Source organism: Devosia sp., from assembly GCF_028290625.1.
GTDB lineage: Bacteria > Pseudomonadota > Alphaproteobacteria > Rhizobiales > Devosiaceae > Devosia.
The window spans coordinates 194,296-216,513 of the sequence record NZ_JAQGJM010000027.1 but is presented as its reverse complement, the minus strand read 5'-3'; the positions used below and the strand labels follow the sequence as shown (position 1 = coordinate 216,513).

Below are 22,218 nucleotides of genomic sequence, written 5' to 3'. Positions count from 1 at the left end.
AGGCTCCTAGTAGGCGGCCGCGACGGGGCTCATGGCGACATAGACCGATTTGATCTGGCTATAGTGATCCAGCGCGGCGCGGGAATTCTCGCGGCCAACGCCGGAGAGCTTGACGCCGCCGAAGGGGGCTTCGACCGGGGTGATATTGTAGGTATTGATCCAGCAGGTGCCGGCTTCGAGTTTTGCGATGACGCGATGGGCGCGGGCCATGTCGGCGGTGAAGACGCCGGCGGCAAGGCCGAACTGGGTGGCGTTGGCGCGGGTGATGACGTCGGTTTCCTCAGTGAAGCCGAGGACGGACATAACCGGGCCGAAGATTTCCTCGCGGGCGATGGTCATGTCGTCGGTAACGTCGGCGAAGATGGTGGGCTCGATGTAGAAGCCTGAGTTTTGGCTCGGTGGGACGCGGCCGCCGATCAGGAGTTTGGCGCCTTCGGTCTTGCCGGTTTCGATGTAACCCAGAACCTTGTTGCGTTGGGCTTCGGAGACCAGCGGGCCGACTTGGGTGGCCTCGTCGAGCGGGTCGCCGATGATGGCATTGGCGGTTCGCTTGACCAGCCTGGCGAGGAAGGTGGGGCGGACGGCATCGTGGACGAAGACGCGGGTGCCGTTGGAGCAAACCTGGCCGCTTGAGTAGAAATTGGCGTTGATGGCGGCGCTGACGGCCGAGTCGATGTCGGCGTCCTCGAAGATGATCAGGGGCGATTTGCCGCCCAGTTCCATGGTGACGTGGCGCATCCCGTCGGCGGCGGCGGCATAGACTTTGCGGCCGGTGCCGATGGAGCCGGTGAGGGAGACCTTGGCCACGCGCGGATCGGTGACAAGTGCGCCGCCGACGTCGCTATAGCCTTGCACGACGTTGAGCAGGCCCGCGGGGGCGCCAGCGAGGATCAGGATCTCGGCCAGCTTGAGCGCGCCGAGAGGCGTAGTTTCCGAGGGCTTGAAGATCATGGCATTGCCGCAGGCGAGCGCCGGAGCGGCTTTCCAGCAGGCGATCTGGGTGGGGTAGTTCCAGGCGCCGATGCCGACGCAGACGCCGAGCGCTTCCCGGATCGTGTAGACGAAATCGCCGCCCAGGGGGATGGTTTCGCCGGTGTCGGAAGCAATCAGGCCGCCGAAATATTCGAGCGCATCGGCGCCCGAGGCCGCGTCGGCCACCAGGGTTTCCTGGATGGGCTTGCCAGTGTCGATGGTTTCGAGCTCGGAGAGTTCCTGGTTGCGCTCGCGCAGGATATCGGCGGCTTTGCGGAGGACGCGGCCGCGCACGACGGGGCGGAGGGCGGCCCATTCCTTTTGGGCGCGGACTGCGGAGGCGAGTGCCAGTTCGATGATAGCGGGGGTGGCCGAATGCAGCCGCGCGACGACTTCGCCGGTGGCCGGATAGATGCATTCGATCAGGCGGCCGGCGGGATCATCGATATAGTGGCCATCGACAAAATGGCTGCCGGCGGGTTGGACATCGCGCATTATTCGCCCCTCGGGTAGCGCTTGGAGGTTTCGAGGACGTTGAGGTCCATGTGGTTGCGCATATAGCGCTCGGATGCCTTTTGCAGCGGCTGGAAATCCCAGGGGTAATAGTCGCCGTTGCGGAGGGCTTCGTAGACGAGGTGGCGGCGGGCCTGGCTGGCGCGGACATCGGCGTCATAAGCTGCCAGCGCCCAGATCTCGGCGACCTGCACGGCGAACCACGCGGCCGTGGTGGCATGCGTCGGGTCGGCGGCAAGGTTGTTCAACTCGTGCGGATCGGCGGCGATATCGAACAGCTGCGGCGGATCGACTTCGCAGTGGATGTATTTCCACTGCTCCAGCCGCAGGGCCACCATCGGGGCGATGGAGCCTTCGGCGGCGTATTCCATGCGGACGGGCGAGAAGCGCGCGGCGCCATTGGCGAGGGGCACCAGCGATTCGCCATCGGTCCAGGCCAGCACCGGGCCCATGGCGATGCCGGCGAGGTCGCAGAGCGTGGGCGTGACGTCCATGGTGCTCACCGGTACGTCGATGCGGCCGGGCGGCAGCTGCGGCGCCGCGATCATCAGCGGCACGCGGGATGAGCCTTCGAAGAAGTTCATCTTGAACCACAGGCCGCGCTCGCCAAGCATGTCGCCGTGGTCGGAGACGAACAGGATGATGGTATTTTCGGCTTGGCGCGTGCCATCGAGAGCGGCGAGGACTTCGCCGATCTTGTCGTCGATGTAGGAGATATTGGCGAAGTAGGCGCGGCGGGAGCGGGCGACGTCATCGTCGGTCAGTGGCGAGGATTGGGCATCGCTGGCGTCGAGCAGGCGGCGGGAATGCGGGTCCTGATCCTCATACGCCATGGGCGCGACTTCAGGCGTCAGGTGCTCGCAGTCTTCGTAGAGGTCCCAGTATTTCCGGCGCGCCACATAGGGGTCGTGGGGGTGGGTGAAGCTGACGGTCAGCATCCACGGACGCGCGTCGAGGCGGCGGCCGAGGTCGTGCACCTTGCGGACGGCGTTGAAAGCGACTTCGTCGTCGAATTCGAGCTGGTTAGTGATCTCGGCCACGCCTGCGCCGGTCACCGAGCCGAGGTTGTGGTACCACCAGTCGATGCGCTCGCCCGGCCGCGTATAGTCCGGCGTCCAGCCGAAATCGGCGGGGTAGATGTCGGTGGTCAAGCGCTCCTCGAAGCCGTGCATCTGGTCGGGGCCGACGAAATGCATCTTGCCGCACAGCGTCGTGGCATAGCCGGCGCGGCGCAGGTGATGGGCATAAGTGGGGATATCCGAGGTGAACTCGGCGGCGTTGTCGTAGACGCGGGTGCGATGCGGCAATTGCCCGGACATGAAGCTGGCACGGCCCGGCGCGCACAACGGCGAGCCGGTATAGGTGTGGGCGAATCGTGCCGAGCGGGCCGCCAAAGCCTTGAGATTGGGCGCATGCAGCCATTCGGCCGGGCCATCGGGAAACAGCGTGCCGTTGAGCTGGTCGACCATGACGATCAGGATATTGGGCCGCTCAGCCATGCTTTGCGTTCCTAGCGAGATAAAGTTCTAGATAATCCATCACCAGCGCGCGCACCTCGGGCTGGGCCGGGGCGAAATCCTGCAGGGCGTGGCGAATGTAAAAACCGTCGATCAGGGCGGCCATGCCCTGCGCCACAGACTGCGCGGTATCGGGGTCGAAAATCTGGCGCAGGTTGAACACAAGGTTCGAATGCAGCCGCCTGGCGTAAATCTGCAGCAGGCGGCTGGCTTCCTCCGACTGGAGCGCGCGGACGTAGAAGGTCAGCCAGGAGGCGACGACTTCGGGCTGGAACTGGTCGGGTGCGAAACTGGCATCGATGATGGCGTGGAGGCGCTCGACCGGCGTGCGGAGGCCGATCGTGCGGTGCCGCACGCTCTCGCCATAGAGCTTGAGGATGTGGCGCATGGCAGCCAGGAACATTTGGTCCTTGGAGCCGAAATAGTGGTGGGCCAGGGCCGGTGACATGCCGGCGCGGCGCGCGATCTGGCTGACCGTGACGTCGAGGCTGCCGGCTTCGCCGATCTCGACGATGGCCGCCTCGATCATCGCTTTTCGGCGGACTGCCTCTGCACCGATTTTCGGCATTTACGTGGGCTGCTCACAATTTGAGTTTACATTTGTGATTGTCTCGCTTTTGATTGAGCCGTCAATCAAGAAAAAGACTTTCGCCCAAAACCCGCAATCAGGAGAGACGGACTATGAAAAAGACCAGCCTTACTCTGACCAGCGCGATCGCGCTGTCGCTGCTCGCGGGCGTTGCGCACGCCGCCGAGTGCAGCACGGTGAAATTCTCCGATGTCGGCTGGACCGACATCACCACCACGACTTCGACCACCAAGCAGATCCTGGAAGCGCTCGGCTACAAAGTCGACGTCAAGGTGCTGTCGGTGCCGGTGACCTATGCGTCGCTCGACAGCGATGATGTGGATATTTTCCTCGGCAACTGGATGCCGGCCCAGTCCGGCGCGATCCAGCCCTATCTCGACAGCGGCGAAATCGAGAACGTGGCGACCAACCTGACCGGGACCATCTATACCCTGGCCGTGCCGGCCTATACCTATGACAAGGGCCTGACCGACTATTCCAAGATCCACGAATTCGCCGACCAGCTCGACAAGACCATCTACGGCATCGAGCCCGGCAATGAAGGCAATGGCTACTTGATCAGTCTGGTCGATGCCAACAAGTTCGATCTGGGCGGCTTCAAGGTGGTGGAAAGCTCCGAGCAGGGCATGCTCGCCGAAGTCGATCGCGCCGTGAAGGACAACAAGGACGTGGTGTTCCTGGGCTGGGAACCCCACCCGATGAATGCCAAGTTCCCGCTGAAATACCTGCCCGGCGGCGAAGACTTCTTCGGCGGCGAAGGCGTGGTCAACACCGTGACCCGCAAGGGCTATGCAGCTGAATGCCCCAATGTCGGCAAGCTGCTGACCAACCTCAAGTTCTCGCTGCCGATGGAAAACGAGATCATGGGCAAGATTCTCGATGACGGCGTCGAAGCGGACGAAGCCACGATGACCTGGATGAAGGCCAATTCCGACGTGGTCCTGGGCTGGGTCGATGGCGTGACGACGGTAGATGGTGGCGACGGTGTCGCGGCCGTCAAAGCGGCCCTCGGCGTCTAAGCCAAGCAATCATCGGCCCGGTCTTGCGACCGGGCTGATTTGTTTCTAGCCTGCAATACCGGGGGCGCGGCATGGATTGGCTGACAGACAACAAGATCCCAGTCGGCAAATGGGCCAGCGCGGTCTTCAATTTCCTAAAGGACAACTTTTCAGGGTTCTTCGATACGCTGTCCTATGGTGCCGAGGGCCTGATCAACGCGCTGCTCTGGCTGTTCCAGGCGCCGCATCCGCTGGTGATCATCGCCATTTTTCTCGCGCTGACCTGGTATTTGCAACGCAAGTGGAGCACGTGCCTGCTGGTGCTGATCGGGTTCCTGTTCATCCTCAACCAGGGCTATTGGGAAGAGACCACCGAGAGCCTGACGCTGGTGATTTCGGCCTGCATCGTCTGCATGGCGATCGGCGTTCCCATCGGGATTGGACTGGCCCATCGGCCGCGGCTCTACCAAGCGACGCAGCCGGTGCTCGACCTGATGCAGACGCTGCCGACATTCGTCTATCTCATTCCCGCCATCGTATTCTTCGGTATCGGCATGGTGCCCGGCCTGATCGCCACGGTGATCTTCGTGCTGCCGGCACCGATCCGCATGACTTACCTGGGCATTTCAACGACACCCCCGGCGCTGCTCGAAGCAGTCGACGCCTTTGGCGGTACGCCGAGCCAGAAGCTGTGGAAGGTCGAACTGCCCTATAGCCTGCCGCAGATCATGGCGGGGTTGAACCAGACGATCATGCTGTCGCTATCGATGGTGGTGGTGGCGGCGCTCGTCGGTGCCGATGGCCTCGGCGTGCCGGTGGTGCGTGCACTCAACTCGGTCAATACTGCCCTCGGCTTCGAGAGCGGCTTCATCATCGTCGTGGTGGCCATCATCCTCGATCGGATGCTGCGGATCAAACAGAGGTAGACCCATGGACGACGCCGTCATCTTCGATCGGGTCAATATCGTCTTCGGCCCCAATCCGGAACTGGCCCTGCCGCTGATGGACAAGGGCATGACCCGGAATGACATCCGCAAGGAGACCGGACAAATCCTGGGCGTCCACGATTGCTCGCTGACCGTCAGGACCGGGGAAATCCTGGTGCTGATGGGCCTGTCCGGCTCCGGCAAATCGACGTTGCTGCGGGCGGTCAACGGGCTCAATCCGGTGGTGCGCGGCGCGGTGCGGATCAACGATGGCGCCTGGAGTGTCGATCCGGCGGCGTGTTCGCGCCAGGACCTGCTGCGGCTGCGGCGCAAGACGGTGGCCATGGTGTTCCAGCAGTTTGGCCTGTTGCCGTGGCGTACCGTGCTGGACAATGTCGCGCTGGGCCTTGAACTGGACGGGATGCCCAAAGCACAGCGCGAGGACAAGGTGCGCACGCAGTTGGAACTCGTCGGGTTGACCGACTGGGCCCAGCGCCATGTGAGCGAGCTCTCCGGCGGCATGCAACAGCGCGTCGGGCTGGCGCGGGCCTTTGCCACCGATGCGCCGATCCTGCTGATGGACGAGCCGTTCTCGGCGCTCGACCCACTGATTCGCGCGCGGCTGCAGGATGAGCTGCTGGATCTGCAGGCCAAGCTGAAACGCACCATCATTTTCGTCAGCCACGATCTCGACGAAGCGTTCAAGCTGGGTGACCGCATCGCGCTGATGGAGGGCGGGCGGATCGTGCAATGCGGCACGCCGCAGGAGATCATCGCCAGCCCGGTCGACGATTACGTCGAGGACTTCGTGGCGCATATGAACCCGCTCAACGTGTTGCGAGCCATGGACATCATGTCGCCGGAAATCGGCAGCGGGGTGAATGCGGTGCCCGCCGATAGTCCGCTTGCCGCCGTTATCGAACAGCTGTCCGCGGGGGCACCATCGGTTTGTGTCAGGGGGGCGGACGGGCAACTGGTCGGGAGCATCTTCAATCAGAACGTCGTCGCTGCTCTGCGCAGCAAGCCAGTGCGCGCCGGGAGTGGCGTGCACTAAGATGCAGTGCGTTTCAGCCTAGCGTTCGATCACCAGGTTGCTGGTGGGTTTGGAGCAGCACAGCAACATCATGCCGGCGTCGATTTCGCGCTGACGAATACCGCCCTGATGGTTCATCACGATGCTACCCGATACCTTCTTTGATTTGCAGGTGCCACAAAGGCCTTGCGTGCATGACGAGGGTAGGCGCATGCCCGCACGCTTGGCGGCTTCGAGCACCGTCATGGTTTCGGGAACTTCGATGGAACGGCGGGTCTTGGTGAACTCGACGGTGTAGGTTTTGGCCGCTTCCGGCGCATCGAGGGCGATCTCACCCTCGATCGCTTCTGTCTTTTCCCCCGCCGAGAGCGTCTCGAAGTTGAAGCTCTCCTCGTGGTGGTGCGCCATATCGAAGCCGGCGGAGCCGAGCATGGTGCGCACGGCCGCCATATACGGTGCCGGCCCGCAGACGAAGATCTCGCGGCTCATGAAATCGGGCGCGATGACCTTGAGCTGGTCGAGGGACAACCGGCCCATCAGCCCGGAATAGGGCGCCAGCGGATTGGCCGCCTCGCAGATCGGCGCAAACTTGAAGCTCGGCGATAGCCGCGCCATCAGTTCCAGCTCTTCGCGGAAGATGATGTCGGTCACGGTACGGGCTGAGTGGACAAACACAATATCCTTGGGCTCGGCCAGGTCGTGATAGGTCCGCGCCATCGACATCAGCGGAGTGATGCCGCTGCCGCCTGACAGGAACAGATAGCGCGATGCTGGATGGGCGAAGCAGGTGAAGCTGCCCATCGGTCCCAAGGCTTTCACCGAAACGCCGGGCTTCAGATTGTCATGCAGCCAGTTCGAGACCGGTCCGTTGGGGACGCGCTTGACCGTGAGAGAGATGGCGTTGGGCCGCGTCGGCGCCGCCGAGATGGTGTAGCAGCGGTGGATGGTCTCCCCGCCGATGTCAAAGGCATAGGTCATGAACTGACCCGGCTGATAGCTGAACCGCCCCGGAGTCGCAGGGGACAACACGAAGGTCTTGACGTCATGCGTCTCCTGCCGCACGGCGCGGCAAACCAAAGTGTCATCCTGCTCGCTGTCCCACGCGTTGGACGCAAGCTCAAGTCGGTTCGCGTCGCCCAGGGACGAGGTCATGGCTTCAGGCACCCAGATGCTCGGCCATGCGGCCGATATACCAACGCTGGAATTTCTCGACGAGCATTTCGGTATTTGGCGAATATGGACCGGGCTCGTAGGCCGGGTTCATTGCGCCCCTCTGGCACATTTCGACCAGTGCCGCGTCCTGCTGGTTGGTTGCGGTCCACACTTCGATCAAGTTGGCGAGGTCGTAGTCGACCCCTTCGACGGCATCCTTGTTGACCAGCCACTTGGTGCGAACAAGCGTGCGCCCGGCATCGAGCGGGAACGTGGCGAATGTCACGATATGGTCGCCGAGGAAGTGGTGCCACGAATTGGGCTGGGTCCAAAAGGAGAGGCCGCCCAGCTTGGCATTGGTAAAGGCCCCCAGCGGCAGCCGGCAGGCGGCGCGGGTATCCATGGTATGGGACTCGCCATCGCCGTCCAGCGGCAGGCGTTCGGTGCGAAAGCCGGTGACGCGCGTATCGAGTTCCTCGATCTCGCGCGACGGCAGCCCCATGCTTTCCCATTCGGCATGGCTGGTCTGGCGCAGAGCATCATAGCGTTGCGCGTTTTCGAGATCGAGCGGGTCCATCTCCTCGGGTGAGAAGCCGAAGCCATAGGCGAACAGCGGCACGGTCAGTTCGGGATGGTTGGCCTCGCAGTGATAGCACTCGCGATTGTTCTCGATGGTGAGCTTCCAGTTGCCCATCTCGATCAGGTCGCTCTGATAGGCGATCTTGGTGTCGCGCACCTTATGCGGCGCGATGTAGGGCCCCATGCGGGCGGCAACCTCGTCAAAATCTTCCGGTGGATTGTCGGCGAGGCAGATGAACAGCAGGCCTTCGAGCGAGCGCAGGTTGACCGGCTTGAGGCCCTTGCAGGACTTATCGAAATCCGCGCCCATATGCGGCGCGTGCACCAGATTGCCGTCGAGATCATAGGTCCAGCTGTGGTAGCGGCAGACCAGGTTCCCGACCGTCGTCTTTTCCTCGTCGATCAGCCTTGCGCCGCGATGGCGGCACACATTGTGGAAGGCTTTGACGTTGTTATCATCGTCACGGACGATCAGCACCGAGCTCCTACCGATGTCGATGGTCATCACGTCGCCGGGCTCAGGCACATCGGGTTCGACGCCGACATAGAGCCAGTGGCGCGAAAAAATCATGTCCATATCCGCCTCGAATATCTCGGGCGAGGTATAGAAGGGGGCATCGAGGCTGTGGCCGGGTTTTCGTCCGTGAACGAGCGCTTCGAGCGATGGCACCTTATCGAGCATGACTGAACTCTCCTCAACCGAGATGGGGCGCGCAAGGCCGCTGTCGATGGAACAGAATTCTCGCTTTTTTCCAAGCTGTCTTGATGCGGGGCGACAGCTGCTTTAGATTTTGCGACATTATATATTTGTTGGGTGTCATGGTGCATAGCGGTTCTGGTCCCCAGGTCTTTGGCTTCATGCTCACCGAGCAGTTTTCGATGATCGCTTTTACCGCAGCGATCGAACCGCTGCGGCTGGCCAATCGCACGACCGGACGCAAGCTCTATGAGTGGCATCTGTACTCAGCGGACGGGCTCACCGCAGAGGCCTCCAATGGCGTGCGCGTCAATGTGGAACAGTCGTTTCGCGACGCGCCGAACATGGATGCGGTGGTGGTCTGCGCCGGCGTCGATGTGCAACTGATCGACCACCGCGACCTCATCTCGGTGGTCCGGCGGCTGACCAAGTTCGGAGCATCGCCAGGGGCGGTCTGTACCGGTACCTATGTGCTGGCGCAGGCCGGATTGCTGGATGGCTATCGCTGCACCATCCACTGGGAAAATCGCCCGGGAATTCGGGCGGATTTCCCCGACCTCGATATTGGCGAGGAATTGTTCGAGATCGACCGGGACCGCTTCACCTGCGCTGGTGGCGTGGCGGCGGCGGATATGATGCTGTCGCTGATCAAGCGCGATCACGGCGAGGCGGTCTCGAGCGCCGTGACCGACCAGTTGATCCACCATCGTATTCGCGAAGCGAGCGAGCGGCAGCGCATGGATATGCGGACGCGGCTCGGCGTGGCCGATCCCAAGCTGCTGCGCGTCATCTCGCTGATGGAGCGTTCGATCGAGCGGCCACTGACCATCGCGGAATTTGCCCGCGGCGTCGCGCTGTCGCCGCGGCAGCTTGAGCGGCTGTTTCTCAAGCATCTGGGCACCTCGCCCAACCGGCACTATATCAAGATCAGGCTCGACCACGCCGGCCAGTTGTTGCGGCAGACGCGCATGCCCGTTCTCGACGTGGCGATGGCGAGCGGGTTCAATTCGGCGTCGTATTTCTCACAGAGCTATCTCGACCATTTCGGACACAGCCCGAGCAGTGAGCGCAAGGCCGCGGCCTAGGCGCTGGCCAGCGTGTCGAAGTCGACGATTTCCGGGCGGTGGCCGGTGGTGGTGACGACTTTGACCAGTTCGTCGCTGGTCAGCGAGACGGTCGCCGTATTGGTCAGCGGGTGGACGGTGATGCGGGGCTGGGCCAGCATGTCCTTGGCAAGGACCAACTGCACCACATTGGCTTTGTCATTGATCAGCGCGAGTGGGCTGACCGAGCCTTGGACCACGCCAAGCGCCTCAAGCAGCGTCTCGCCGCTGGCGAAGGAGAATTTCTTGGCGCCGACATGGGCCGCCAGGGCCTTGAGGTCGAGGCGACGATCGGTGGGGACGCAGACGAGCCAGAGGCCGCCCTTGGCGCCTTTCAGCAGGAGGTTCTTGGTGTGCACGCCCTCGAGCGCAGACCAGAAGGGCAGAGCTTCCTCCACCGTGTGAACCGGAGGATGCTCGATAGCGATGGGCGTGATCCCAAGCTCGGCAAAAAGGGCATCGAGGGCAGCGCGCGCTTCGGTCGTCATAGGTTTTCCTTCTGAAGGCGTCAGACGCCAAGCTCGATTTCGCGGCAAATGCCGGCCAGCAGGTTCCAGACGTGGTCGGAAAACGAATTCCAGACCTCGACGCGGAAACTGTCCTGGCCCTCGCGCAGCAGGATGATCTGCACCCGGTCGATGATGGTGCGGCAACCACTGCCGACCAGCATGGCGGCAATGTCGAAGGCGATGCTGGCCTGGAGCGCGAGGACTGCATCGGGACCATCGACCGCAATGCCGACTTCGCGGTGGCTGACATCAACGAGGCTGTGGATCGTGGTGGCGTAAAGCGCGGCAAAGGCGCTCTCGATGGCGTCCTGCTCGGTGAGCGGGGCGATGAGATACCACTCATCGGGACCGATGCAGGTGGCGATGCGGCCGGAGCCGGAGACCAGACCGCCGATGGTCGGCGGCAGGTTGGCGCCCCACACGCTCGATGCTGCACCGAGGTTTTGCGGGTCGATCCGCAGGATGAAGCGGGTGCAATCCTCGACCGGGCGGATACTGACGCGGCCCTGTGCGCCGGGCAGTGCGCGGCCGGCCAGAGGATGATGGGTCTGCATCATTCTGTGCTCCTTAAGCGCTGAGGCGCGTGTTTTCGGGATCGACGAAGACGGTGCCTGTGACTTCGGCGCGCAGCGTGCCATCCGGCATCGGAATGTGAACGGTCTCGCCCATGCGGGCATTGCCACCCTCGATTACTGCCAGGGCAATGGACCGGCCCAGCGACACGCTCCAATAGGAGGACGTGACGTGGCCAACCATCTTCATCGGCACCGACTGGTTGGGATCGAGCACGATCTGGGCGCCCTCCTCCAGCACAACCTTCGGGTCGGCGGTGAGTAGGCCGACCAGTTGCTTGCGATCGGCTTTGAGCATGTCCGGACGGGCCAGCGAACGCTTGCCGACAAAGTCGGCTTTGGCCTTGCCGATGGCCCAGCCGAGGCCGGCGTCATCGGGGGTCAGCGTCCCATCGGTGTCCTGGCCGACGATGATGTAGCCCTTTTCGGCGCGCAGCACATGCATGGTCTCGGTGCCGTAGGGCGTGATGCCATAGGCTTGTCCCTCGGCGATCAGCTTTTCCCAGATCGCCCGGCCATAGCGGGCCGGCACGTTGACTTCATAACCGCGTTCGCCAGTAAAGCTCATGCGGAACAGCCGGGTCGGCACGCCGCAGATGCGGCCCGTGGCGACCGACATGTGCGGAAAGGCCTCTTCGGACAGATCGATGCCCTCGATCAGCGGCGCCAGAAGATTGCGGGCGTTGGGGCCATTGATGGCGATGACCGACCACTGCTCGGTGGTCGAGGTGAGCCAGACCTTGAGGTCTGGGAACTCAGTCTGCAGATAGTCTTCCATCATGTTGAGCACGCGGGCGGCGCCGCCCGTGGTCGTGGTCACATGGAAGCGATCGGTGGTCAGGCGGCCGATAACGCCGTCGTCGCGAATGAAGCCATCTTCGCCGAGTAGCACGCCATAGCGGCAGCGGCCGGGCTGCAGCTTGCTCCAGGGGTTGGTGTACATGCGATTGAGGAACTCGGCGGCGTCGGGGCCGACAATCTCGATCTTGCCCAGGGTGGATGCATCGAAGATGCCGAGGGAGTCGCGGGTGGCTTTGCATTCTCGCGCCACCGCGGCATGCATGTCTTCGCCGGGCTTGGGGAAATACCAGGCACGGCGCCAGAGGGCGACCGGCTCAAAGACGGCCCCCCGCTCCTGCGCCCAGGCGTCGATCGCGGTCTTGCGGGTAACATCGAACAGGCCACCGCGGCTGTAGCCCGCGAAAGCGCCGAAGGTGGTTGGCGTATAGGGCGGGCGGAACGTGGTGAGACCGACGGCAGGCGCCTGGCGCTGCACGGCGTCGGCGGCAATGGCGAGGCCATTGATGTTGGATGTCTTGCCCTGATCGGTCGCCATGCCGGTGGTGGTGTAGCGCTTGATGTGCTCGATGGACTTGAAGCCTTCGCGCACGGCCAGGCGGATGTCCTTGGCAGTAACGTCGTTCTGGAAATCGACGAAAGCCTTGGCCGTCGACGGGTTCTTGTCGGTCGGCAGTTCGCGGCTGCTGACGCCGGTCATGTCCAGTTCGTCGCTGACGGTATAGGCCGAAACCGTGCCGGAAAAACCGGCATCTGTGGCGGCGGCGACGCCGGCCTCTGCGCCTTCGGCCAGCACCTTGGCCAGACCGAAATTGCCGTTACCGGCACCGGCGCAGCGGCTCTGTTCGATGTGCTTGGCGGGCAAGAACACCTGCGCATCTTCGCGCCATTCCAGCTTGCCTTGGGTATGGGAGAACAGGTGCAGGCTGGGGTTCCAGCCACCGCTCATCAGCAGCGCGTCGCAGGCAAATTCGCGGGCCTGGGCAACGCCACCGTCGATCGGCTTGGCGCGGAGCGATGAGATCCGCAGGCGGCCCTTGGTGCCGGTGACTGTCCAGCCAAGGAGCACTTCGATCCCCAGCGCCGACGCGCTGGTGGTCAGATGTTCCGGAACGGCCGGACGGATATCGATGATCGCCGCGACCTTGACGCCGGCGCGGGCCAGATCGAAGGCAGCGAGCCAGGCACTGTCATGCGAGGTCACGACGACGGGGCTGTCGCCAACCTTGACGCCGTAGCGGTTGAGATAGCTACGCGCAGAGCCGGCCAGCATGACACCTGGGCGATCATTGCCGTCGAACACCAGCGGTTTTTCGATGGCGCCCTGCGCCAGCACGACCTGCTTGGCGCGGACCTTCCACATACGTTCGCGGGGCGTCCCTTCGGGGGCCGATGCGAGGTGATCGGTGATGCGCTGGCAGAGCCCGACGAAATTCTGGTGATAGTAGCCAATGGCCGTGGTGCGCGGCAGCAGCGTGACATTGGACATGCCGGCCAGTTCGTCCACGCTGGCTTTGAGCCAGGCCCAGCCGGTCATGCCATCCACGCCGGCATCGGTTTCCGACAGCAGCGAACCGCCCAGTTCCGCCTGCTCGTCGACCAGCAGGACCTTTGCGCCGCTGCGGCCGGCGTCGAGCGCAGCAGCCAGACCTGCGGGACCGGCGCCCACGACGAGCACGTCGCAATGCGCGAAACGGCTGGCATAGATATCGGGATCCGGCACAATCGGCGACTTGCCCAGGCCCGCCGTGCCGCGAATGATCGGCTCATAGACCTTGTTCCAGAAGGACTTCGGCCACATGAACGTCTTGTAGTAGAAGCCCGCCGAGAACAGCATGTAGAGCACATCGTTGATCGCGCCGACATCGCGCTCCAGCGATGGCCAATGGTTCTGGCTGATGGTCTTCAGCCCCGGCGAAATCTCGATGACCGTAGCGCGGGTATTCGGCTCGACGCGGCCGGGGCCGTGGTCGATGCCGAGCAGCGCATTGGGTTCTTCCGAGCCGGCCGAGAGGATACCGCGCGGGCGGTGGTACTTGAACGAGCGGCCAACCAGATGCACGCCACTGGCGAGCAGAGCCGAGGCGACGGTGTCGCCCTCAAAGCCCGCGTAGGTCTTGCCGTTGAAGAGGAATTGCACCGGCTTGGTGCTATCGACGCGGCCCTTGCCGGGGATGCGGAAAGTGCTCATGAGCGCGCGGCCTCGAGTTCAGCCTGATCGGGGCGTGGCAGCCCAGCCTTGTAGGTCATCACGAACTTGTCGGTAACGGTGTCGCGGACCGCATTGAAGAAGCGGCCGCAGCCATGCATGTGGCGCCAACGTTCGTAGTGAATGCCGCGCGGATTGGCGCGGATGTAGAGAAAGTCGCGCCACTCGTCGTCCGTCGTGGCCGATGGATTCTGCGGACGGGCAATGTGCGCCTGCCCCCCATAGGTAAATTCCACCTCGGGGCGTTCAGCTTCGCAATAGGGACAGCGGATCAGCAGCATGGTGTGCCCTCCTAGTGCGCGACGGCTGCGGCGGCAGCCTCGTCGATCAACCGGCCGGTGGTGAACCGCTCCAGCGTGAATGGTGCATTGATCGGATGGGGTTCGTCGCGGGCGATGGTATGGGCGAAGACATGGGCCGAACCGGGCGTGGCCTTGAACCCGCCGGTTCCCCAGCCGCAATTCACATAGAGCCCCGGCACCGGGGTCTTGCCCAGGATCGGCGAGCGATCGGGGGTTACGTCGACGATACCGCCCCATTTGCGCAGCATGCGCATGCGGGTGAACATCGGGAAGATTTCGCAGATGGCGGCGACGGTGTGCTCGATCAGCGGCAGGCCGCCGCGCTGGCTGTAGGACACATATTGGTCGGTGCCCGAGCCGATGACCAGTTCGCCCTTGTCGGACTGCGAAATGTAGGCATGCACGGTGTTGGACATGACCACGCAGGGAAAGATCGGCTTGACCGGCTCGGACACCAGCGCCTGCAGCGGATAGCTTTCGAGCGGCAGGCGGACGCCGGCGGAGTCCATCACCACCGAGGTGTTGCCGGCGGCGGAGACGGCGACCTTCTTGGCCTTGATGAAACCGCGCGCCGTATCGACGCCGATGACCTTACCCGATGCATCGCGGCGAATGGCGGTGACAGGACAGTTCTGGATGATATCGACGCCTCGCGCGGTCGCGCCGCGCGCATAGCCCCAGGCCACGGCATCGTGGCGGGCGACCCCGCCGCGACGCTGCAGGGCCGCGCCCATGACGGGATAGCGTGCGTCAGGCGAAATATTGAGCGGCGGGCAGAATTCCTGCGCCTGCTCAGCGGTCAGCCATTCGTTGTCGATGCCGTTGAGGCGGTTGGAATGGACGTGGCGCTTGAAGCTCTGCACGTCGTGCACGTTATGCGCCAGCATCATCACGCCGCGCTGCGAGAACATGACGTTGTAGTTGAGCTCCTGTGTGAGGCCCTCCCAGAGCTTCATCGAATGCTCGTAGAGCATCGCGCTTTCGTCATAGAGATAGTTCGAGCGGATGATCGTGGTGTTGCGGCCGGTATTGCCGCCGCCGAGCCAGCCCTTTTCGATCACCGCCACATTGGTGATGCCGTGTTCCTTGGCAAGATAATAGGCGGCGCCCAGCCCGTGACCGCCCGCGCCGACGATGATGACATCATACTCGGCCTTGGGCTCCGCATCGGGCCATTGGGGTTTCCAGTTCTTGTTGCCCGTCAGGGCATTGGCCAGCAGTGACGGAAACGAAAAGCGGGTCATTGCTCACCTCGGACGACAGACTTGGGGTATCATTGCGACATCGCGGCCGGCAAGACAGGACGTTTGCGTCAAACGGGTCGCAGGTAAACGACAGGACGACTGCGACGGTCAGGCCAATTCGAGTTCGCGCATCTTGCCCGGCGTTTTCTTGCGAATCTCGTGGGGCGTGCTGTCGAAGCGCTGGCGGAACATCCGGCTCAGGTGTGACGAGTCGCAAAAGCCGCATTCGACAGCGATGGCCGCGACCGACTTGTCCGTGGTCTCGATGAGATGATGGGCCAATGTCAGGCGGATCTGCAGGAACGCCGCTTGTGGCGAGGCGCCGAGAGCCGCACGGAAATGGCGTTCAAGCTGGCGCTTGCTGTTGCCCATGCGCCGCGCCAGCTCAGTCACCGACAGCGGATTGTCGATGTTCTGCTGCATCAGCAGGAGCGCGCGCATGACCATCGGGTCGCGTGTCGAAATCCCCATGGGCACGCCGGGCTGTGGCTTTTCGGGCCGCAACGCGTCGTCGATGATCATGATGTGGAGGCTCTTGCTGGCCTGGGCACGGCCCACATGCTTTTCCACCAGGTAGGCCGCAAGATGGGCCGAACTGGCGCCGCCCGAACAGGTCAGCCGGGCACCGTCATCGATGAAGATCTGGTCGGAGACGGGGTCAAGTCCGTCGAACTGTTCGAGAAAATCGGCGTGGTGAAACCAGCTGACGCAGCAACGATAGCCTTTCATCAAGCCGGCCTTGTGCAGCAGGAAACCGCCGGTGCAGACCCCGACCAGAGGAACGCCGGCCGCGGCGGCTCTTTCGAGATAGGCAGTATATTCGGCACCCAGGCCCGACATGTCATCCATGACGCCGCCGATGACGACGATGTAGTCGAATTTGGTCGGGTCCCCGAGCCGTTCATTGGGCTGCACGGTGATGCCGCTGCTCGAGGGCACGGCGTTCATGGTATCGGACAACACGGTCCAGCCGCACATGATGGGTCGGCTGCGATCGCCCTCGTCGGCGGCCAGGCGCAGGACATCGACGAAATTGGCGAAGGCGCAAAGCGTGAAGCGCTTGGCAAGGATGAACCCGACCGAAAGGCGCAGCCCTTCCGGGCGCGGCCTGAAGGATTTGGCAGACGTCGCATTTGTCCGGTTACCGCCCGTCCTGACGTCCATCGCATTCCCCCGATTTTCATGGCGTCCATGTCGTATCGCTAATCCAGGATTGACGCAAACGTTCTGGGCAAGCCGCAAAAAGTGTCGCAATGCTCCCTGCAAGACCGTCAGAATGGATTGCAAATGAAAGTCTTGGTGCCCGTCAAACGCGTGGTCGACTTCAACGTGAAAATCCGCGTCAAGGCTGATGGTTCAGGCGTCGACCTGGCCAATGTGAAGATGTCGATGAACCCCTTCGACGAAATCGCCGTCGAGGAAGCCATCCGTCTCAAGGAAGCCGGCAAGGTCACCGAGATCGTGGTGGTCTCCATCGGTCCTGCGCAGGCGCAGGACACGCTGCGGGCGGCCCTCGCCATGGGCGCAGATCGTGCCATCCTGATCAAAGTCGATGGTGCCGTGGAGCCGCTCACGGTCGCCAAGCTGCTCAAGGGCGTGGTCGAGGCGGAAGCGCCCCGTCTAGTCATCCTGGGCAAGCAGGCGATCGACGATGATGCCAACCAGACCGGGCAGATGCTGTCGGCGCTGCTGGGATGGTCGCAGGCGACCTTCGCCTCCAAGCTCGAACTGGGCGACGACAAGGCCGTGGTGCTGCGCGAAGTCGATGGTGGATTGCAGTCCATCGAGGTGTCGCTGCCCACGATCGTCACCGCAGACCTGCGCCTCAACGAGCCCCGCTACGCCTCGCTGCCCAATATCATGAAGGCCAAGAAGAAGCCGCTCGAAGAAAAGACCGCCGCCGATTACGGCGTCAACGTCGAGCCACGGCTCAAGGTGCTCAGGACCGAGGAGCCCGGTACGCGCAAGGCAGGCATCAAGGTCGGGAGCGTCGCCGAACTGGTCGACAAGCTGCGCAACGAAGCCCGCGTCATCTGATCCCGAGCGAGGACACAAACATGGCTATCCTACTTCTCGCCGAACATGACAATGCAACCGTCTCCGACCTGACGGCGCGTGCGCTGACCGCCGCCGCGCAGATTGGTGGCGATATCGATATTCTGGTGGCCGGCAAGGGCGCCCAAGGGGCCGCCGACGCGGCCGCTAAGCTGGCTGGCGTGCGCAAGGTGCTGCTGGCCGAGAGCGATGCACTGGAAAATCAATTGGCCGAGCCGCTGGCCGACCTGATTGTTTCGCTGGCCGGGGGCTATGACGTGTTCGTGGCGGCCGCGACCACCACGGGCAAGAGCGTATTTCCGCGTGTCGCCGCCCTGCTCGATGTCATGCAGGTTTCCGAAATCGTCGAGGTCGTATCGACCGACACCTTCAAGCGGCCGATCTACGCCGGCAATGCCATCCAGACCGTCCAATCGAGCGATGCCAAGAAGGTCATCACCGTCCGCACCGCAGGCTTTGCGGCCGCCGGCACCGGAGCGGCAGTTTCGGTCGAAGCGGTGGCGGCGGTTGCCGATCGCGGGCTTTCCGTATTCCTCGAGAACAGAATCGCCAAGACGGAACGCCCCGAGCTTGGTTCGGCCCGGGTGGTCATTTCCGGTGGCCGCGCCCTGGGCTCGCTGGAGAAGTTCCGCGAGTTCATCCTGCCGATTGCCGACAAGCTCGGCGCGGCCGTCGGCGCCTCGCGCGCTGCCGTCGACGCCGGCTACGCGCCGAACGATTGGCAGGTCGGGCAGACCGGCAAGATCGTGGCGCCAGACCTCTACATTGCCGTCGGCATCTCGGGTGCCATCCAGCATCTGGCGGGCATGAAGGACGCCAAGGTTATCGTCGCCATCAACAAGGATGAAGATGCCCCGATCTTCGCGATCGCCGATTACGGCCTTGTGGGTGACCTGTTTGAGCTGCTTCCCGAACTCGAGCGCCAGCTCTAGCCCCAATCCGACTGGAACCCACGATGACCGAGCATAAGTTCATCCTGAAACTGACCTGTCTTGACCAGCCGGGCATCGTGGCAGCCATAACCACCGCACTGGCCGCGCGTGGCGCCAACATTCTTGAATCCAACCAGTTCTGCGACCGCCCGATCAACCAACTGTTCTTGCGCATTGCCTTTGCGGTACCCCTTGCGACGACCAGGGATATGCTGGAGCTGGCCCTGAAGCCGGCCGTCGATCGCTTTGACATGAAACTCAAGATCGAGGACCTGTCGCGGCGGCCCAAGATCATCATCATGGTCTCCAAGTTCGATCACGGCCTGCTGCACATCCTCTACCAGATCAAGGTCGGCTGGCTGAATGCCGAGGTCGCGGGTGTCGTGTCCAACCACGAGGATTCCCGCGCTACGACCGAGCATGAAGGCATTCCCTATCACTATTGGCCGGTGACCAAGGAGAACAAGGCCGAGCGTGAAGAGCAGTTGATAGAACTGGTCAAGGAAACCGGCGCCGAGCTGGTGGTTCTGGCGCGTTACATGCAGGTTCTGTCCAATGACCTGTCGAACCGGCTGTTTGGTATGATCATCAACATCCATCACTCCTTTCTACCGAGCTTCAAAGGCGCAAAGCCCTATCATCAGGCCCACGAACGCGGCGTGAAGCTGATCGGCGCGACGGGCCACTATGTGACGGCCGATCTCGACGAAGGCCCGATCATCGAGCAGGAAACCGAGCGCGTCAGCCACGCCATGACGACGGAAGATTTCGTCGCCGCCGGTCGCGATATCGAATCGCGTGTGCTGGCTCGCGCGGTGAAGTTTCACCTTGAGGGCCGAGTCATGCTCAACCATCATCGGACCGTCGTCTTCACGCAGTGATTGCGTAGCCGTCTGCCTTGCCCACCAATTCGGAGTGATTTCAAAATGGCACCGTTTCCCGAAAAAGCACGGGTCGTTATCGTCGGCCTGGGCGGGATTGTGGGCGCTTCGATTGCGCACCATCTGGTCGAGCGCGGCTGGGACGATATCGTGGGCATCGACAAATCGGGCATTCCCACCGATATCGGCTCGACCGCCCATGCTTCCGACTTCTGCTACGCTACCAGCCATGATTTCCTGAGCTGCTGGACCACGCTCTATTCGATCGATTTCTTCGACAAGATGGGCCACTACGCCCGCGTCGGCGGCCTCGAAGTCGCCCGCGTCGGCGATGATGCCCGCATGGACGAGATCAAGCGCAAGGTGGCTTCGGGCAAGGCCTTTGGCACGCGGGCACGGCTGATCGATCCGGCCGAGATCAAGCAGAAGATGCCGCTGGTGGAGGAGAGCCTGATCCAGGGCGGGCTGTGGGATCCCGATGCGGGCCTCGTCATTCCGCGCTCGCAGACCGTAGCCGGCAGGCTGGTGGACCAGGCCGTGGACGCCGGCAAGCTGCAGAGCTTTGCCAATACCTCGGCCCGCTCGCTCGACATCGAAGAAGGTCGCATCAAGGGTGTCGTCACCGACCGCGGCACGATTCTGGCTGACCATGTCATCGTCTGCGCCGGTCTCTGGGGCCGGCTGATTGCTGAGATGGCGGGGGAAGACCTGCCAGTCATGCCGGTGGACCATCCGCTGACCTTTTTCGGCCCATACAACGCCTTTGCCGATACCGGCGCGGAGATCGGCTATCCGCTGCTGCGCGACCAGGGCAATTCCGCCTATCTGCGCGATACTGGCGATCCGAAGTCTGCCGAAGGCGGCCAGATCGAGTGGGGCTATTACGAGGAGCACAATCCGCGCCTGGTGCATCCGCGCGAGTTGCTCGAAAAGGAGCAGGCGCGCCTGTCTCCCTCGCAGCGCGACCTCGAAATGGAGCAGGTGATCGAGCCGCTCGAGCGCGCCATGGAGCTGACGCCGATCCTGGGCGAACTCGGCTACAACGAGGGGCATTCCTTCAACGGCCTGCTGCAGACCACCACCGATGGCGGCCCTTCAATGGGCGAAAGCCAGAAGGTGCGCGGCCTGTGGTACGCGGTTGGCATCTGGGTCAAGGATGGCCCCGGCATGGGCAAGCTCATCGCCGATTGGATGACCGACGGCCGCACCGCGATCGATCACAACAAGATCGACTACGCCCGCTTCAGCAGCTTCCAGCTGGAGGAGAAATTCATCGAGGAGCGCTGCACCGAGACGGCGCGCAAGATCTACAACCCGCCGGTTCATCCGCGCGAACCCTTTGCCGGCGGTCGCGGCATCCGCCGCTCGCCGTTCCACGAGCGCGAAAAAGAACTTGGCGGCTACTTCATGGAGCTGGGCGGCTGGGAACGGGCGCATGGCTATGCGGCCAACGAGCACCTGCTGGAAAAATACGGTGATCGCGTTCCGTTGCGAGAAAACGAATGGGACAACCGCCACTTCTGGCGCGTGTCCAATGCCGAACATCTCGAACTGACCGAAAATTGCGGCATCATCAATCTTTCGCACTTCGCCATCTGCGATATCGAGGGCCCGGATCACGTCGCGCTGATGGAGTGGCTCTGCGCCGCAAAAATCGGCGGCGACGCCAATATCGGCAAGGGCATCTACACCCACTTCCTCGACGATGAGGGCATGGTCCGTGCCGACTTCACGATCATCCGCATGGCCGACCGTATTCGCATGGTCAACGGCGCCGACGCCGGCCCGCGCGACTATCACTATATGCGCCGCATTGCCCAGGATCGCGGCCTCGACGTCACCATTACCGATGTATCGGAAAAGTACATCACCGTCGGCATCTGGGGCCCCAATGCCCGCGAAAACCTGAGCAAGCTGCTCCAAGACCCCAGCGTCCTGCTGCCGGAAAACTTCCCCTTTGCGGCGATCAAGCCGCTGACTATTGCCGGCAAATCGGTCACCGCGTTCCGGATTTCCTATGTGGGCGAACAGGGCTGGGAACTCCACATGGCCTACGAGGATGGGCTTGCCGTCTGGGACGCCCTTCGCTCGACCGGCGTCATCGCCGTGGGCGTCGAGACCTATGCCAATACCCGCCGCATGGAAAAGAGCCTGCGCCTGCAGAACGCCGACCTCCTGACCGAATACAACCTGATGGAAGCCGACCTGGCCCGCCCCAAGGTCAAGGAAGCTGACTTCCGCGGCAAGGCCAAGCACATCGAATACAAGGAGCGCGACCACCAGCCGGCCATGCTCTGCACGCTGGTCATGACCGATAATGTGGACAGCAAGGGCGTGGCTCGCTTCCCGGTCGGCATCATGCCAGTCATGGACCCGGCGACGGGAGAGACCCTGGTCGACGCCCTTGGCCGTCGCTCCTTCACCAGTTCGGTCGCCTATGGTCCGACCATCGGCAAGAACATCGCCCTGGCCTATCTGCCATGGGATTATTGCCAGGTGGGCCGGGAACTGACCCTGGAATATTTTGGCGAAACCTACCGCGCCGAAGTCGCCAGCGTCGGCTACAAGCCCCTCTACGACCCCGAAAACCTCAAACCGAGAAGCTGAAGCTCTTGCCGCTATTCTTGGCATCCTGTG

General features: G+C 62.9%; 19 protein-coding genes. 8 read left to right on the top strand and 11 right to left on the bottom strand.

The genetic code is table 11. From position 1 onward, the window contains the following. Positions 1-6: 6 nt before the first annotated feature. The 3 genes from betB to betI are packed head-to-tail and all read right to left on the bottom strand — an operon-like array spanning position 7 to position 3,570. Positions 7-1,467 carry a betaine-aldehyde dehydrogenase gene (betB, locus tag JWR51_RS15330; RefSeq protein WP_299749178.1) on the bottom strand — a complete coding sequence of 487 codons (1,461 nt, stop codon included), beginning with the start codon at positions 1,465-1,467 and terminating at the stop codon, positions 7-9. Then, complete coding sequence (betC, locus tag JWR51_RS15325) at positions 1,467-2,984, bottom strand: choline-sulfatase (RefSeq protein ID WP_299749176.1); 1,518 nt, start codon at positions 2,982-2,984, stop codon at positions 1,467-1,469. Before betC ends, betB begins: the two co-directional genes overlap by 1 nt. Continuing rightward, positions 2,977-3,570, bottom strand: coding sequence for a transcriptional regulator BetI (gene betI / locus JWR51_RS15320; RefSeq protein WP_299749173.1), 594 nt, complete (start codon positions 3,568-3,570; stop codon positions 2,977-2,979). Before betI ends, betC begins: the two co-directional genes overlap by 8 nt. A 113-nt stretch (positions 3,571-3,683) precedes the next feature. On the opposite strand from betI, the gene choX reads away from it, so the two are divergent. From choX to choV, 3 genes are all read left to right on the top strand, one after another. Further along, on the top strand, positions 3,684-4,610 hold the full coding sequence (gene choX / locus JWR51_RS15315) for a choline ABC transporter substrate-binding protein (RefSeq protein WP_299749170.1): 927 nt from the start codon (positions 3,684-3,686) through the stop codon (positions 4,608-4,610). A 71-nt stretch (positions 4,611-4,681) separates the two neighbouring features. Next, positions 4,682-5,515 (top strand): choline ABC transporter permease subunit, encoded by an 834-nt coding sequence (choW, locus tag JWR51_RS15310; protein WP_299749167.1) that lies wholly within the window; start codon positions 4,682-4,684, stop codon positions 5,513-5,515. Positions 5,516-5,519: 4 nt separating this feature from the next. Then, positions 5,520-6,569: a choline ABC transporter ATP-binding protein gene (choV, locus tag JWR51_RS15305; protein WP_299749166.1), complete on the top strand. Its 1,050-nt coding sequence runs from the start codon at positions 5,520-5,522 to the stop codon at positions 6,567-6,569. Between the two features lie 18 nt (positions 6,570-6,587). Here the strand turns inward: choV and JWR51_RS15300 are convergent, their stop codons facing one another. Both JWR51_RS15300 and JWR51_RS15295 read right to left on the bottom strand, forming a co-directional pair. Next, a complete protein-coding gene (locus JWR51_RS15300) occupies positions 6,588-7,700 on the bottom strand; it encodes a hybrid-cluster NAD(P)-dependent oxidoreductase (protein ID WP_299749163.1) in 1,113 nt (370 codons plus the stop codon). A 4-nt stretch (positions 7,701-7,704) separates the two neighbouring features. Further along, positions 7,705-8,961 carry an aromatic ring-hydroxylating dioxygenase subunit alpha gene (locus tag JWR51_RS15295; RefSeq protein ID WP_299749160.1) on the bottom strand — a complete coding sequence of 419 codons (1,257 nt, stop codon included), beginning with the start codon at positions 8,959-8,961 and terminating at the stop codon, positions 7,705-7,707. A gap of 197 nt (positions 8,962-9,158) precedes the next feature. Between JWR51_RS15295 and JWR51_RS15290 the strand changes: the two genes are divergently transcribed. Beyond that, positions 9,159-10,061 (top strand): GlxA family transcriptional regulator, encoded by a 903-nt coding sequence (locus JWR51_RS15290; protein WP_299749158.1) that lies wholly within the window; start codon positions 9,159-9,161, stop codon positions 10,059-10,061. On the opposite strand, the gene JWR51_RS15285 is transcribed toward JWR51_RS15290, so the two are convergent. The 6 genes from JWR51_RS15285 to JWR51_RS15260 all read right to left on the bottom strand — a co-directional run bounded on the left by JWR51_RS15285 (position 10,058) and on the right by JWR51_RS15260 (position 16,877). Beyond that, positions 10,058-10,567: a prolyl-tRNA synthetase associated domain-containing protein gene (locus JWR51_RS15285; RefSeq protein ID WP_299749156.1), complete on the bottom strand. Its 510-nt coding sequence runs from the start codon at positions 10,565-10,567 to the stop codon at positions 10,058-10,060. The two genes, JWR51_RS15290 and JWR51_RS15285, sit on opposite strands and share 4 nt — an antisense overlap. Before the next feature lie 20 nt (positions 10,568-10,587). Next, a complete protein-coding gene (locus tag JWR51_RS15280; RefSeq protein ID WP_299749154.1) occupies positions 10,588-11,145 on the bottom strand; it encodes a sarcosine oxidase subunit gamma family protein in 558 nt (185 codons plus the stop codon). A 10-nt stretch (positions 11,146-11,155) separates the two neighbouring features. Beyond that, complete coding sequence (locus JWR51_RS15275; RefSeq protein WP_299749151.1) at positions 11,156-14,149, bottom strand: sarcosine oxidase subunit alpha; 2,994 nt, start codon at positions 14,147-14,149, stop codon at positions 11,156-11,158. Continuing rightward, the gene (locus JWR51_RS15270) at positions 14,146-14,448 is read right to left on the bottom strand and encodes a sarcosine oxidase subunit delta (protein WP_299749148.1); all 303 of its coding nucleotides are present in this window, start codon (positions 14,446-14,448) and stop codon (positions 14,146-14,148) included. Before JWR51_RS15270 ends, JWR51_RS15275 begins: the two co-directional genes overlap by 4 nt. Positions 14,449-14,459: 11 nt before the next feature. Next, entirely contained in the window at positions 14,460-15,713 is a 1,254-nt protein-coding gene (locus JWR51_RS15265) for a sarcosine oxidase subunit beta family protein (RefSeq protein WP_299749146.1), read from the bottom strand. Between the two features lie 108 nt (positions 15,714-15,821). Next, a complete protein-coding gene (locus JWR51_RS15260; protein ID WP_299749143.1) occupies positions 15,822-16,877 on the bottom strand; it encodes a GlxA family transcriptional regulator in 1,056 nt (351 codons plus the stop codon). A gap of 123 nt (positions 16,878-17,000) precedes the next feature. Here JWR51_RS15260 and JWR51_RS15255 point away from each other — a divergent pair, with 123 nt between their 5' ends. From JWR51_RS15255 to JWR51_RS15240, 4 genes are read left to right on the top strand one after another with little or no spacing between them, the layout of a single operon-like run. Further along, complete coding sequence (locus JWR51_RS15255) at positions 17,001-17,750, top strand: electron transfer flavoprotein subunit beta/FixA family protein (protein ID WP_299749140.1); 750 nt, start codon at positions 17,001-17,003, stop codon at positions 17,748-17,750. Positions 17,751-17,770: 20 nt separating this feature from the next. After that, positions 17,771-18,700 carry an FAD-binding protein gene (locus JWR51_RS15250; RefSeq protein ID WP_299749137.1) on the top strand — a complete coding sequence of 310 codons (930 nt, stop codon included), beginning with the start codon at positions 17,771-17,773 and terminating at the stop codon, positions 18,698-18,700. Between the two features lie 23 nt (positions 18,701-18,723). Next, positions 18,724-19,581 (top strand): formyltetrahydrofolate deformylase, encoded by an 858-nt coding sequence (gene purU, locus JWR51_RS15245; RefSeq protein ID WP_299749134.1) that lies wholly within the window; start codon positions 18,724-18,726, stop codon positions 19,579-19,581. Positions 19,582-19,626: 45 nt separating this feature from the next. Beyond that, complete coding sequence (locus tag JWR51_RS15240) at positions 19,627-22,188, top strand: FAD-dependent oxidoreductase (protein ID WP_299749131.1); 2,562 nt, start codon at positions 19,627-19,629, stop codon at positions 22,186-22,188. Positions 22,189-22,218 lie beyond the last annotated feature (30 nt).

Bases quoted from the DNA above. Each gene is read 5' to 3' on its own strand.
- JWR51_RS15255 (WP_299749140.1), top strand. From the start codon at position 17,001: ATGAAAGTCTTGGTGCCCGTCAAACGCGTGGTCGACTTCAACGTGAAA.
- JWR51_RS15260 (WP_299749143.1), bottom strand. From the start codon at position 16,877: ATGGACGTCAGGACGGGCGGTAACCGGACAAATGCGACGTCTGCCAAA.
- JWR51_RS15295 (WP_299749160.1), bottom strand. From the start codon at position 8,961: ATGCTCGATAAGGTGCCATCGCTCGAAGCGCTCGTTCACGGACGAAAA.
- betC (WP_299749176.1), bottom strand. From the start codon at position 2,984: ATGGCTGAGCGGCCCAATATCCTGATCGTCATGGTCGACCAGCTCAAC.
- choW (WP_299749167.1), top strand. From the start codon at position 4,682: ATGGATTGGCTGACAGACAACAAGATCCCAGTCGGCAAATGGGCCAGC.
- choX (WP_299749170.1), top strand. From the start codon at position 3,684: ATGAAAAAGACCAGCCTTACTCTGACCAGCGCGATCGCGCTGTCGCTG.
- betB (WP_299749178.1), bottom strand. From the start codon at position 1,467: ATGCGCGATGTCCAACCCGCCGGCAGCCATTTTGTCGATGGCCACTAT.
- JWR51_RS15300 (WP_299749163.1), bottom strand. From the start codon at position 7,700: ATGACCTCGTCCCTGGGCGACGCGAACCGACTTGAGCTTGCGTCCAAC.
- JWR51_RS15265 (WP_299749146.1), bottom strand. From the start codon at position 15,713: ATGACCCGCTTTTCGTTTCCGTCACTGCTGGCCAATGCCCTGACGGGC.
- choV (WP_299749166.1), top strand. From the start codon at position 5,520: ATGGACGACGCCGTCATCTTCGATCGGGTCAATATCGTCTTCGGCCCC.
- JWR51_RS15280 (WP_299749154.1), bottom strand. From the start codon at position 11,145: ATGATGCAGACCCATCATCCTCTGGCCGGCCGCGCACTGCCCGGCGCA.
- JWR51_RS15275 (WP_299749151.1), bottom strand. From the start codon at position 14,149: ATGAGCACTTTCCGCATCCCCGGCAAGGGCCGCGTCGATAGCACCAAG.
- JWR51_RS15290 (WP_299749158.1), top strand. From the start codon at position 9,159: ATGATCGCTTTTACCGCAGCGATCGAACCGCTGCGGCTGGCCAATCGC.
- JWR51_RS15270 (WP_299749148.1), bottom strand. From the start codon at position 14,448: ATGCTGCTGATCCGCTGTCCCTATTGCGAAGCTGAACGCCCCGAGGTG.
- purU (WP_299749134.1), top strand. From the start codon at position 18,724: ATGACCGAGCATAAGTTCATCCTGAAACTGACCTGTCTTGACCAGCCG.
- betI (WP_299749173.1), bottom strand. From the start codon at position 3,570: ATGCCGAAAATCGGTGCAGAGGCAGTCCGCCGAAAAGCGATGATCGAG.
- JWR51_RS15285 (WP_299749156.1), bottom strand. From the start codon at position 10,567: ATGACGACCGAAGCGCGCGCTGCCCTCGATGCCCTTTTTGCCGAGCTT.
- JWR51_RS15240 (WP_299749131.1), top strand. From the start codon at position 19,627: ATGGCACCGTTTCCCGAAAAAGCACGGGTCGTTATCGTCGGCCTGGGC.
- JWR51_RS15250 (WP_299749137.1), top strand. From the start codon at position 17,771: ATGGCTATCCTACTTCTCGCCGAACATGACAATGCAACCGTCTCCGAC.